8 protein-coding genes and 3 rRNA genes are annotated in these 13,077 nt (G+C 38.8%); all 11 read left to right on the top strand.

Going from position 1 to position 13,077, the window contains the following annotated elements:
• Positions 1–2,435 precede the first annotated feature (2,435 nt).
• Positions 2,436–3,988, top strand: a 16S ribosomal RNA gene (locus MHH98_RS20990).
• Between the two features lie 184 nt (positions 3,989–4,172).
• Positions 4,173–7,102: ribosomal RNA gene (locus MHH98_RS20985) — 23S ribosomal RNA — on the top strand.
• Between the two features lie 63 nt (positions 7,103–7,165).
• A 5S ribosomal RNA gene (gene rrf, locus MHH98_RS20980) occupies positions 7,166–7,281 on the top strand.
• Together the 16S, 23S and 5S rRNA genes form the textbook arrangement of a ribosomal RNA operon.
• A 169-nt stretch (positions 7,282–7,450) precedes the next feature.
• Entirely contained in the window at positions 7,451–8,026 is a 576-nt protein-coding gene (locus tag MHH98_RS20975; protein WP_038180857.1) for a dienelactone hydrolase family protein, read from the top strand.
• Between the two features lie 51 nt (positions 8,027–8,077).
• The gene (locus tag MHH98_RS20970; RefSeq protein WP_038180856.1) at positions 8,078–8,455 is read left to right on the top strand and encodes a GntR family transcriptional regulator; all 378 of its coding nucleotides are present in this window, start codon (positions 8,078–8,080) and stop codon (positions 8,453–8,455) included.
• Positions 8,456–8,470: 15 nt separating this feature from the next.
• Positions 8,471–9,571 (top strand): DUF1648 domain-containing protein, encoded by a 1,101-nt coding sequence (locus MHH98_RS20965; RefSeq protein WP_051448598.1) that lies wholly within the window; start codon positions 8,471–8,473, stop codon positions 9,569–9,571.
• Positions 9,572–9,845: 274 nt separating this feature from the next.
• Positions 9,846–10,244: a hypothetical protein gene (locus tag MHH98_RS20960; RefSeq protein WP_038180854.1), complete on the top strand. Its 399-nt coding sequence runs from the start codon at positions 9,846–9,848 to the stop codon at positions 10,242–10,244.
• Between the two features lie 532 nt (positions 10,245–10,776).
• Positions 10,777–11,040 (top strand): CD3324 family protein, encoded by a 264-nt coding sequence (locus MHH98_RS20955; RefSeq protein ID WP_038180852.1) that lies wholly within the window; start codon positions 10,777–10,779, stop codon positions 11,038–11,040.
• A 120-nt stretch (positions 11,041–11,160) separates the two neighbouring features.
• On the top strand, positions 11,161–11,799 hold the full coding sequence (locus MHH98_RS20950; protein WP_076034198.1) for a FusB/FusC family EF-G-binding protein: 639 nt from the start codon (positions 11,161–11,163) through the stop codon (positions 11,797–11,799).
• A gap of 297 nt (positions 11,800–12,096) precedes the next feature.
• Entirely contained in the window at positions 12,097–12,402 is a 306-nt protein-coding gene (locus MHH98_RS20945) for a metal-sensing transcriptional repressor (protein WP_038180847.1), read from the top strand.
• Between the two features lie 444 nt (positions 12,403–12,846).
• Positions 12,847–13,053: a copper chaperone CopZ gene (gene copZ / locus MHH98_RS20940; RefSeq protein WP_038180843.1), complete on the top strand. Its 207-nt coding sequence runs from the start codon at positions 12,847–12,849 to the stop codon at positions 13,051–13,053.
• Positions 13,054–13,077: the final 24 nt, after the last annotated feature.

Genomic DNA, 13,077 nt, shown 5'->3' with positions numbered 1-13,077 from the left:
GATTTAACTCTCTTTGAACGGCTGCCTTGAAGGATGGATTCATATCCATGACAACAATATCTGCATTCGTTGAAGTTATATCTGATTTTTTTCGGCAATCCAAGTATAAAGAAATCGTGGTTCTCTTGCGCTTTTTTACTCAATTATTTGAAATTCTCTACAAAAATATTATAGAATTTGTTTTTAAAGTGCACTCCAATTTTAAGAGACAACTAACAATTGAGTGGCGGCTCTTTTATGAAAAGTTTACTCTTGAAATTATCATCTATGTTTTACAACGAAATTTAAAAGTCCAATTTTAGAATCTCAAATTCATTTATTATCTAGAGAAGGAAGGAAAAAACTTAAGTTGGAGCGTTAAAGACTTCTTGTATTAGAAAAGGAAGGGTCGTCCACCAATGAAGGAATAGCCAAAGAAGTACAAGCATTAGGAGAGTTAAGATATAACTTTATATTCATGCTTTAATCTATAAATTACTTGCGGTTTGTCCATTGTAAGAGTAGCCCCTATTCTAGGGGAGATCTTTATTACTGGATGGAGCAAATGAATTATCTACATAAATAAGAGTATAAATTCAAATCAAATAAATAATATGTTTGATAAAGATTAAGTAAGGTATGAGCAGCGTAGTATTCACTGGAAATACGTAATCGAAAGTTATCAAATCAATTCCAAAACAGAATTTATTTTGATGTGTCGATTAGGACTGAAATGTCTTATTTGTATGAAAAAACATCTTATTGAAAAAAAGACAGTTACATTTCCTTTGTATCGTGACTTGTGATAGAGAGGTTAGACTAACCCTTAGAGCTTTTTAAAGTTAGTAATTCTTTTATTATATATGCAGTTCAAGGCTGGTACGATCCAATAAAGTTATATCAGTACTTAACTAAAATTTTTTTCATAAAGTTTTTTATAAAGGGGGAACTGGGTGTAGTTATAGAGAACTTTTTTAATTATTGAACTCAAAAATACACTAGTCGGTTTATCATCATAAAATTTATCAACTTTTTATATAATTTGTTTTGTTTATATTCATATAGTTGTCTAACGTAATGTGAGATATAGTAGTTTTTATTTCAAATGTATAATACTGAACTCTTTGAACTCTTATTATATGTATTTAATAAGTTGTTCTGTTTTTTAATCAACTAGAGAAATAATTCCGTATATACATAATCGACTCTTCATTCTTTTATTTCTTAACAAAAGTAAAAGTTACTCTATGTTATAAAAAGAATTGAATCTTGTAATAACCGATAAATTGAGCTTATAGTAGGTGCTATTTGTTGGAATTAGGTAATTATTATTCTATTATCTTTGTTTTATGGCAGTTAATAATGGTAATGAACTCAAATAATGATTGAGCTGATTAATCGTGAAACTGTCTTTTCAACTTTTTAAGACGAGTGTAATAAGGGGGATGTTTATGTTGATAAGACCTAATACTAGTTCTTAAAATCTGATTTAAAACGTTATTATTCTAATGCTTATTTTATTATTTTGTTATTAAATGACCTACACACATTAGTGTAAAGTACATTAAAAGTGGATAATTTGTTATCTAATGCTCCATCTAAAGAGACTTAACCAATAATCTTTGAATAAGTAGATTTCTGACAGCCTCTTAGAGTGTAGGAGCTAATGTTATAGAACAAAGAAGTATATTTACGGTTGAAAGATTTACTTCATCTTTGTTAGGTTCATTCATTCTGAGTACAGGAAATAAAGCTTATTTTTTTCTAGGATATCTAGCGATGGATCTAAATTCATTTGTTCTAGGTGTGATAATAATCAAAGCATCTAATAGAACAGGATTAATCGTACTTTAATCTTTTCTGGTGCCTCTAAGTAAAGCTAGTCCATTTGCAAAGCGATTTCATGAAAATCTCTTTTAAATGATAATAATCAAATGTATAAAGTTTTCTAATCTCTTTAATATTTTTCTTTAATGCTATTCGATAAACTCTAAAATGCACAAAGGAAGTAATATAAAGTTAATAGTATTGAGCCTTATATAATAAGCGGTCAATCCCTAGATAGATATCTAAAACCTTACTCTAACTGCGTAGCTACGCCTCTCTCGGAACAGTTTTTATAAACATAAAAACTCCTTTTATATTTTTCTGTAATAAAGTGTTGACAGTTATATCTAATGTGTTGTATTATATTAATTGTCGCTAATACGTACTGAGAAAAACTTAATAACTTCACTTTCAAATAAAACTTTTAAAAAGTTGTTGACAGTTGAAGATATAAATGTTAAGATTTAAAAGTCGTCAAAACAACACGACAAAATGAACCTTGAAAACTGAACATGCAAGACGTTAATCAATAAATGATTTTGAACATCAACTCTGTTGGTGGATCAAAACAAAAATAGATATCATCTTCGGATGATACGCTAGCAAAGCTAATGAGCTTTCAAACTACTTTTATGGAGAGTTTGATCCTGGCTCAGGACGAACGCTGGCGGCGTGCCTAATACATGCAAGTCGAGCGAATGATGAAGAAGCTTGCTTCTTCTGATTTAGCGGCGGACGGGTGAGTAACACGTGGGCAACCTACCTAGTAGATTGGGATAACTCCGGGAAACCGGGGCTAATACCGAATAATCCATTTTGTCACATGGCAAAATGCTGAAAGGCGGTTTCGGCTGTCACTACTAGATGGGCCCGCGGTGCATTAGCTAGTTGGTGGGGTAACGGCCTACCAAGGCAACGATGCATAGCCGACCTGAGAGGGTGATCGGCCACATTGGGACTGAGACACGGCCCAAACTCCTACGGGAGGCAGCAGTAGGGAATCTTCCACAATGGACGAAAGTCTGATGGAGCAACGCCGCGTGAGTGATGAAGGTTTTCGGATCGTAAAACTCTGTTGTAAGGGAAGAACAAGTACGTTAGTAACTGAACGTACCTTGACGGTACCTTATTAGAAAGCCACGGCTAACTACGTGCCAGCAGCCGCGGTAATACGTAGGTGGCAAGCGTTGTCCGGATTTATTGGGCGTAAAGCGCGCGCAGGTGGTTTCTTAAGTCTGATGTGAAAGCCCACGGCTCAACCGTGGAGGGTCATTGGAAACTGGGAGACTTGAGTGCAGAAGAGGAAAGTGGAATTCCAAGTGTAGCGGTGAAATGCGTAGAGATTTGGAGGAACACCAGTGGCGAAGGCGACTTTCTGGTCTGTAACTGACACTGAGGCGCGAAAGCGTGGGGAGCAAACAGGATTAGATACCCTGGTAGTCCACGCCGTAAACGATGAGTGCTAAGTGTTAGGGGGTTTCCGCCCCTTAGTGCTGCAGCTAACGCATTAAGCACTCCGCCTGGGGAGTACGGCCGCAAGGTTGAAACTCAAAGGAATTGACGGGGGCCCGCACAAGCGGTGGAGCATGTGGTTTAATTCGAAGCAACGCGAAGAACCTTACCAGGTCTTGACATCCCAATGACCGCTCTAGAGATAGAGTTTTCCCTTCGGGGACATTGGTGACAGGTGGTGCATGGTTGTCGTCAGCTCGTGTCGTGAGATGTTGGGTTAAGTCCCGCAACGAGCGCAACCCTTGATCTTAGTTGCCATCATTTAGTTGGGCACTCTAAGGTGACTGCCGGTGACAAACCGGAGGAAGGTGGGGATGACGTCAAATCATCATGCCCCTTATGACCTGGGCTACACACGTGCTACAATGGACGATACAAAGAGTCGCTAACTCGCGAGGGTATGCTAATCTCATAAAATCGTTCTCAGTTCGGATTGTAGGCTGCAACTCGCCTACATGAAGCCGGAATCGCTAGTAATCGTGGATCAGCATGCCACGGTGAATACGTTCCCGGGCCTTGTACACACCGCCCGTCACACCACGAGAGTTTGTAACACCCGAAGTCGGTGAGGTAACCTTTATGGAGCCAGCCGCCGAAGGTGGGATAGATGATTGGGGTGAAGTCGTAACAAGGTAGCCGTATCGGAAGGTGCGGCTGGATCACCTCCTTTCTAAGGATAATTACGGAAACAGATCTTGGATCTGTCGATTAACGTCTTGCGTTCAGTTTTGAAGGCTCATTGTAAAATGATCTTCAAAACCTTGTTCTTTGAAAACTGGATAAAACGACATTGAAGCAAATTAAGTAACACATTTTTTATTATTAAGTTTTTTAGGCTTAATAACTAACTTTTAGGTTAAGTTATTAAGGGCGCATGGCGGATGCCTTGGCACTAGGAGCCGAAGAAGGACGGCACTAACACCGATATGCTTCGGGGAGCTGTAAGTGAGCTTTGATCCGGAGATTTCCGAATGGGGGAACCCACTGTTCGTAATGGAGCAGTATCTTGACGTGAATACATAGCGTCTTGATGGCAGACCCAGGGAACTGAAACATCTAAGTACCTGGAGGAAGAGAAAGAAAAATCGATTCCCTGAGTAGCGGCGAGCGAAACGGGAATAGCCCAAACCAAGAGGCTTGCCTCTTGGGGTTGTAGGACACTCTATATGGAGTTACAAAGGAATGAGTTAAACGAAGCGGTCTGGAAAGGCCCGCCAGAGCAGGTAACAGCCCTGTAGTTGAAAGTTCATTCTCTCTTGAGTGTATCCTGAGTACGGCGGAACACGTGAAATTCCGTCGGAATCTGGGAGGACCATCTCCCAAGGCTAAATACTACCTAGTGACCGATAGTGAACCAGTACCGTGAGGGAAAGGTGAAAAGCACCCCGGAAGGGGAGTGAAATAGATCCTGAAACCATGTGCCTACAAGTAGTTAGAGCCCGTTAATGGGTGATAGCGTGCCTTTTGTAGAATGAACCGGCGAGTTACGATTACATGCGAGGTTAAGTTTTAGAAGACGGAGCCGCAGCGAAAGCGAGTCTGAATAGGGCGAATGAGTATGTGGTTGTAGACCCGAAACCAGGTGATCTACCCATGTCCAGGGTGAAGGTAAGGTAACACTTACTGGAGGCCCGAACCCACGTACGTTGAAAAGTGCGGGGATGAGGTGTGGGTAGCGGAGAAATTCCAATCGAACCTGGAGATAGCTGGTTCTCTCCGAAATAGCTTTAGGGCTAGCCTCGTGATAAAGAATCCTGGAGGTAGAGCACTGTTTGAACTAGGGGTCCATCCCGGATTACCGAATTCAGACAAACTCCGAATGCCAGTGATTTATGCACGGGAGTCAGACTGCGAGTGATAAGATCCGTAGTCAAGAGGGAAACAGCCCAGACCACCAGCTAAGGTCCCAAAGTAATTGTTAAGTGGAAAAGGATGTGACGTTGCTTAGACAACCAGGATGTTGGCTCAGAAGCAGCCATCATTTAAAGAGTGCGTAATAGCTCACTGGTCGAGTGACGCTGCGCCGAAAATGTATCGGGGCTAAACAATTCACCGAAGCTGTGGATGGACATCTTAGATGTCCGTGGTAGGAGAGCGTTCTAAGTGCTGTGAAGTCAGACCGGAAGGACTGGTGGAGCGCTTAGAAGTGAGAATGCCGGTATGAGTAGCGAAAGACGGGTGAGAATCCCGTCCACCGAATGACTAAGGTTTCCTGAGGAAGGCTCGTCCGCTCAGGGTTAGTCGGGACCTAAGCCGAGGCCGATAGGCGTAGGCGATGGACAACAGGTTGATATTCCTGTACCACCTATTTACCATTTGAGCAATGGGGGGACGCAGTAGGATAGGGTAAGCATGCTGTTGGTTATGCATGTTCAAGCAGTGAGGCGTGAAATGAGGCAAATCCCATTTCTATAACGTTGAGCTGTGATGACGAGGACGTATGTCCGGAGTTCCTGATTTCACACTGCCAAGAAAAGCCTCTAGCGAGGTAAAAGGTGCCCGTACCGCAAACCGACACAGGTAGTCGAGGAGAGAATCCTAAGGTGTGCGAGAGAACTCTCGTTAAGGAACTCGGCAAAATGACCCCGTAACTTCGGGAGAAGGGGTGCTCTAGTAGGGTGAAAGCCCGAGAGAGCCGCAGTGAATAGGCCCAGGCGACTGTTTAGCAAAAACACAGGTCTCTGCAAAACCGTAAGGTGACGTATAGGGGCTGACGCCTGCCCGGTGCTGGAAGGTTAAGAGGAGTGCTTAGCGCAAGCGAAGGTGCGAATTGAAGCCCCAGTAAACGGCGGCCGTAACTATAACGGTCCTAAGGTAGCGAAATTCCTTGTCGGGTAAGTTCCGACCCGCACGAAAGGCGTAACGATCTGGGCACTGTCTCAACGAGAGACTCGGTGAAATTATAGTACCTGTGAAGATGCAGGTTACCCGCGACAGGACGGAAAGACCCCGTGGAGCTTTACTGTAGCCTGATATTGAATTTTGATACATCTTGTACAGGATAGGTAGGAGCCAGAGATTCCGGAGCGCCAGCTTCGGAGGAGGCGTTGGTGGGATACTACCCTAGATGTATTGAACTTCTAACCCATGCCCCTTAGCGGGGTAGGAGACAGTGTCAGGCGGGCAGTTTGACTGGGGCGGTCGCCTCCTAAAGAGTAACGGAGGCGCCCAAAGGTTCCCTCAGAATGGTTGGAAATCATTCGTAGAGTGTAAAGGCATAAGGGAGCTTGACTGCGAGACCTACAAGTCGAGCAGGGTCGAAAGACGGGCTTAGTGATCCGGTGGTTCCGCATGGAAGGGCCATCGCTCAACGGATAAAAGCTACCCCGGGGATAACAGGCTTATCTCCCCCAAGAGTCCACATCGACGGGGAGGTTTGGCACCTCGATGTCGGCTCATCGCATCCTGGGGCTGTAGTCGGTCCCAAGGGTTGGGCTGTTCGCCCATTAAAGCGGTACGCGAGCTGGGTTCAGAACGTCGTGAGACAGTTCGGTCCCTATCCGTCGTGGGCGTAGGAAATTTGAGAGGAGCTGTCCTTAGTACGAGAGGACCGGGATGGACACACCGCTGGTGTACCAGTTGTTCTGCCAAGGGCATCGCTGGGTAGCTATGTGTGGACGGGATAAGTGCTGAAAGCATCTAAGCATGAAGCCCCCCTCAAGATGAGATTTCCCATTACGCAAGTAAGTAAGATCCCTCAAAGACGATGAGGTAGATAGGTTCGAGGTGGAAGTGTGGCGACATACGGAGCTGACGAATACTAATAGATCGAGGACTTAACCAAATTTTACTTAACAAACTTCAATGTAATTTATCCAGTTTTGAGAGAACAAGTTCTCTAATATAGTCTAGTGATGATGGCAAAGAGGTCACACCCGTTCCCATGCCGAACACGGAAGTTAAGCTCTTTAGCGCCGATGGTAGTTGGGGGTTTCCCCCTGTGAGAGTAGGACGTTGCTAGGCACATGAAAGCACAGCTGATTTAATCAGTTGTGCTTTTTTTATTGTTTATAATAAGGTCTTTTAATAGATAGATAATTTTGCAGTCGTATAGGAATAAAACTATTTATTTACATATTTTAGGTATTAGTGAGCTTTGATATAATATATTCAAAAAGATTGGTGGATTCTTATGACATTAAAAAAACCATTAGTTATTTTACTCCATGAAATTTATGGAGTTAACGATCATATGGAGTATTATAAAGTTATTTTTAATGATGCAGGATTTGATGTAATGGTTCCTAATTTACTAGATAGAAAACCTTTTCATTATTCAGAAGAAGCGGAAGCATATACATACTTTATGATAGAAGTAGGGTTTGAAAAGGCGGAGTTAATAATTGAGCAAATTATAAATGAACAAAAACAATTTTATGAGGATATTTATATTGTTGGATTCAGTATAGGCGCAACGCTGGCATGGTTATGTAGCGAAAAGTCAGTATCAGCTGTTTTCGCTTTTTATGGATCGCGTATTCGTCAATACTTACATATTAACCCAAAAGTTCCTACTGTGGTTTATTTTGCTGAAAAAGAGAAATCTTTTAACCCTCAAATAATTCTTAAGCAATTACAACAAAAAAATCAAGTTTATACTCACTTAGTGAATAAAAGTCATGGCTATATGAACCCCTTTGATAAAAAATTTGATAAATTAGCAGCTGATGAATCAACAAATGAAATTTTTAGATGGATTAAATTGTAGGTATTTATTTGATTTGTTATAATACATATAGAACAGAATGGAGTGATACGTATGTTTCTGCAAATTGAGCCACAATCAGATGTGCCGATATATACGCAACTAACGCAGCAAATTATTGAAGGTATTGCCAGTGGACAGTTAAAGCCTGGAGAGTCCTTACCATCAGTTAGAGCATTGGCAGCTGATTTAGGCGTAAATATGCATACGGTTAATAAGAGTTATCATGAATTAGAGAAGAAGGGGATGATACTCATTATCCCAAAGTCTGGTGCAGTTGTTTCAGGACCAAATGATTTAGGTGTGACAAATGCGCAAATACAACAAGTTGAGAGAATGCTACGACCTGTGGTTGCAGAAGGGCTGGTCGTTGGATTGGGGGCACAAGATTTACAACAACTTGTGCAAAAACTAATAAAAAACTTGTCATAAAGGGGCCTAAAGGAAATGGATGGATATATTTTTTCATTAGTTATGTTCGCTGTGATTGGTTTACTACAAGCATTTGTACCATATTGGATTAAAGAGACGATTGTTTTTGGCGTAACCGTACCAGATCAGCAAGTCTATCACCCTATTGTGAAAGCATCTAAAAAGATATATACTTTAACACTTTTAAGCATCCTAATCATTATAGTGGCAGGTTATATTTTATGGGAACTAAATAGTAGAGTGAATGATGAGTTAGCCGTTATTGTGGGAATATCCCTACAATTTATATTGATCGGTATAAGTATGGTGATGTATTTTATATTTCATAATAAAATTACGAAGTTGAAAAAAGTAGAGGAATGGGGAGCAGACCTGAAACAAGTAAAGGTAACAGACTGGTCTGTACGGGCACGTGATGAAATGTTACCGATATTCTATTTTTTACTACCAATCTTTGTTGTAGGTGGCCTAATTATTTACACTTATATGCAATATCCATTACTTCCTGAAAAAATTGCAACACATTGGGGGCCTAACGGTCAGCCGGATGCCTTTACAGATAAAAATAGATTTTCAGTAATTGCATTACCACTCATTTTATTAGTGATGCAGATTATGTTTGCAGGTATTATTGAGTTAACACGTCGCTCTGGAATTAAAATTAGTGCGACTAGAACGCAGCAATCCATTCGTCAGCAACTGGCATTGAGAAAGTATTCGAGTTGGTTAATGTTTTTAATGACCATGTTAATAACAATTCTCTTTAGTTTCTTACAATTGACAACAATTCATAGCGACCTAGTAAGTGAGAGCGTGATGCTTATCATGTTCATTAGTTTCATTTTTCTCACGATTATTGGAGTAATTACTTTTGCAGTGAAATTGAGTAGTTTAGGTGAAGCTAAAGGGACTAATTATTCGTCTTCTGGCATTACAGATGTAGACGAAGACCAGTACTGGATAGGTGGTCTTATTTATTTTAACCGCAATGATCCATCAGTCTTTGTAGAGAAGCGATTTGGTGTTGGGTGGACGGTAAATATGGCTCGTCCTACTGCCATTGCATGTATTTTCGGGCCGATTGTATTAATTATTTTAATTTCTATATTTGCATAGAACGATGAAGATGCTGTAGCTAACATATCTACTTAAACACGTCTATAGAGCCGATATAGACCTTAAAAAGTAGAAATATAAACTAGGTACATCAAATTATCAAAGAGCTTTATAAGGTATCTAATGACGATATCTGAGTAATGAGTTCATCGAATAAAAGGACCACATTTACAACCAAACTACTTAATTTGTAACGATTTGTTCATGTGGTGTTCATATTGGCAAAGTAATGTTACTACCATAGTAATAAAAAATTCTATGGGGGAATGACATTATGGAGGCAAAATGGAGTTTACGCTTAATTCGTTTAGCAGCAATTTTTGGTTTGATTGGAGCTGGATTAGGTTCGCATATGGCGGGCTCTGGTAGTTATCAATTCCGTCCGATTCATGTTCATATTTTATTAGTAGGTTGGTTATCAGTGTTCTCATGGGGTATGTTCTATCGCGTCTATAAAGTGAAATCAGCAAAATTAGTAGCGGCGCATGGATGGACTGCAATTATTGGCTCTATTGGTTTAACGGTCGGTATGTGGTTAAACGCACTAAAGCCATTTAACGTGAACGAAACATTCGCATTAGTCTTTTATATCGTAGGCGGAACGATTTTATTGGTAAGCTTTGGTTTATTCATCATTACAACATTCATGATCGATACTAAGGGTAGAAAATGAAGTAATATATATGAGAAAAGCATCTTCAGAAAATAGATTGAAGGTGCTTTTTGCGTTTTTACACACATATAAAACAAGAACTGATAATAAATCATTTAGTATAAGGCTTACAGCATAAATATAATTATATTAAGTATTTTAGCCCTTATTTGCAAAGTATTTCCCGGGAAATACTTATAAATCAAGTCAAATTAACACTTTACCATCACTTTGATCGAAAATTTCATAGGTGAAGTAATCAATCAGATCATACAAACAAGAAATTGCAAAATAGTCCTTTAACGGTGTAAAATATTGTGTGAATCGATATTGATTTATCGTATCGTATCGTCCAATTTATAAAAGGATGTGATTAGGGTGGGATATGAAAAATACTTACCAGCTACTACAAGAACTCATGCAAAGCCTTTTAATAATAATTTGGCGATTCTTTGCATGGGGTGATTAAAGTATCATCGCCGTTGCATGTCATATTATTCATTGAAATGCTTTGCCCTAAACTTCAATTATGATAGTGAAGGAGCGAGTTCCAATGAGATATGTGAATGCACAGGATATTATACCGCAAAAGCTGTTAGCTGAAATTCAACAGTATGTACAGGGAGATTTACTCTATATTCCCAAGCTAGAAAAAAACAGGGTCAAATGGGGAGTTCATTCTGGTGAGCGTAAACGGCTATCTATACGCAATGCACAGATACGAGATGCATTCCGAAATGGATCATCTTTAACAAACCTAGCCGAGCAATACAATTTATCTGTGGAAACAATAAAAAAAATTATTTATACAAAATAAGTCGTAATAGCTGCTATCGTAACTAGCAGCTATTTTTATGTAGAGTTTAATTATAAAAATAATCCCCAATTGTAAACCTGATATATATGTAGTAAGTTGAATATAAAGGAAGTGATGCGAATGGAACCCTTTATGAATGTAGAGCAATACCAGTTCGTCAAGAAGCAGGCTAAGAAATTAGCTAATGCTTATGCGAACACCAATGATGGGCATGTCCTTCAGGCGGTACAGGCGCTAGTAATGGAGAGTATTAATGAGAAACTCATTGGATTAGATGAAGATAGCAGTAGTATTGTGAAGCAAATCGTAACTATAAAAACGAAGGAGCAGCTTGAAAATTTTATTGAAAAGATAAAAGTTTATGTTACGCCCTTTGAAAAGCTAACTGAAAAAGAACTAAAAAAGCTCTTCCCAAAAGATAAAAAATTGAAAGTTCCAGATTTAAAAAATATAGATTGGACTGAAATTTCTTATTTAAGTTGGTTCGATTCTGGAACTAACCGTAAATATATTGTTTATAGAAATGATAACAACATTAAAAGTATCCGAGGCGTCTTTAGTCAATCTAGTAAAAAGGGAATATGTACTATTTGTAACCAGCATCAATCAGTCGGAATGTTCATGAGCTCTAAAAAAGGTAAAGCGATAGGCACATATGTAAAAAGAGGAAACTATATTTGCGTAGATAGTGCAGCATGTAATGAAAATTTAACAGATTTTACTAGGCTAACAGACTTCATTCAAACGATTAATGACTAAATTTTAGCTAAAGCAAATCATCTAATTTAGTTGATTTGCTTTTTTTATTTGCATATTTTGGAAGATATAAGTAAGGGATAGATATTTCTAAAATAAATTATTAATCCATTAACATATTAAAATTCATGCAGATTCCGTTTCAAAATAAATAAACATTCCAGTAAAAATGTCGCAACACTTAGAAAGAGCATATTGTAACCTCTCCTACTTTGTAAACAAGAGTCAAGAAAATAATTATGGTACAATCAAGTTAAACTCATCATTAATAATACCCTCGTAAGAAAAGAAGGTGACAATATGTCAAACCCGTCAGAAGAAGTAAAAATTACACATCGATCAACAAAGGAAAAAGATGATATTTTAAATCGCTTAAAACGAATTGAAGGACAAGTTCGTGGTATTCAAAATATGGTTGAAAACGATCGTTACTGCGTAGATATCTTAATTCAAGTATCCGCTATCAATGCAGCATTGAAGAAAGTGAACATGAATTTATTAGAAAAGCATACTAGCCATTGCGTATCGGATGCGATTAAGAATGGTGAAGGGGAAGAAGCGATTAAAGAATTAATGGACGTTTTTAAGCAATTTGCAAAGTCCTAATGAGTGATAGTCAGCTATTTATGCTGGCTTTTTATCTCGTTATTGACATACCTAACGGGGGTATGGTAAATTGTTTATAGGGAGCAATAAAAACTCCATCGAAACTTTGGAAGGAGAGATAAAAAGAATTAGCAGAGTTATGGACGCTTATAGTAATTAAGAAATTTAGCCGGGAATGCCAAGTTTTCAATATAGATGGATAAAAAAATGAGTATAAGAAAAACTTAAAGTGAAGCTCCGTTTTAGAACACTTTAATTATTTGATTAGTATTAATAGTTTTTCATGTAGCTATTAGAACGGCTGAAAAGGTATAGATAAGATGGTACAAACAAGGTGAAAGAGTTTGTAGTATTTTTAGTTAGATAAACAAAAGTTTTATTTTACCCTACGTGGGTATAGTAAATTTATAAAGGGAATAAAAACACAATAGGAGGAATTTTTTTATGCAACAAATAACTTTAAACGTACAAGGCATGTCTTGCGGACATTGCGTTAATTCAATTGAAGGAAATGTAGGTAAGTTAAACGGAGTTGAATCTGTAACAGTACATCTTGATACAGCAAAGGTAGATGTATCATTAGATCCAAATGTGATCAGCTTAAAAGAAATTAAAGATGAAATTGAAGATCAAGGCTATGATGTAGAGTAATCTACTTAAAGAAAAAAGTGTCAA

Origin of the sequence: Viridibacillus sp. FSL H8-0110 (assembly GCF_038003565.1) — a bacterium.
Taxonomy (GTDB): domain Bacteria; phylum Bacillota; class Bacilli; order Bacillales_A; family Planococcaceae; genus Viridibacillus; species Viridibacillus arenosi.
The sequence above is the reverse complement of the archived record's forward strand: the minus strand, read 5'-3'. Positions and strand labels throughout refer to the sequence as shown.

What these genes read in the sequence shown, in the direction of transcription:
- MHH98_RS20955 (WP_038180852.1), top strand. Translation starts at nt 10,777, where the DNA reads ATGAGATATGTGAATGCACAGGATATTATACCGCAAAAGCTGTTAGCT.
- MHH98_RS20950 (WP_076034198.1), top strand. Translation starts at nt 11,161, where the DNA reads ATGGAACCCTTTATGAATGTAGAGCAATACCAGTTCGTCAAGAAGCAG.
- copZ (WP_038180843.1), top strand. Translation starts at nt 12,847, where the DNA reads ATGCAACAAATAACTTTAAACGTACAAGGCATGTCTTGCGGACATTGC.
- MHH98_RS20975 (WP_038180857.1), top strand. Translation starts at nt 7,451, where the DNA reads ATGACATTAAAAAAACCATTAGTTATTTTACTCCATGAAATTTATGGA.
- MHH98_RS20965 (WP_051448598.1), top strand. Translation starts at nt 8,471, where the DNA reads ATGGATGGATATATTTTTTCATTAGTTATGTTCGCTGTGATTGGTTTA.
- MHH98_RS20945 (WP_038180847.1), top strand. Translation starts at nt 12,097, where the DNA reads ATGTCAAACCCGTCAGAAGAAGTAAAAATTACACATCGATCAACAAAG.
- MHH98_RS20960 (WP_038180854.1), top strand. Translation starts at nt 9,846, where the DNA reads ATGGAGGCAAAATGGAGTTTACGCTTAATTCGTTTAGCAGCAATTTTT.
- MHH98_RS20970 (WP_038180856.1), top strand. Translation starts at nt 8,078, where the DNA reads ATGTTTCTGCAAATTGAGCCACAATCAGATGTGCCGATATATACGCAA.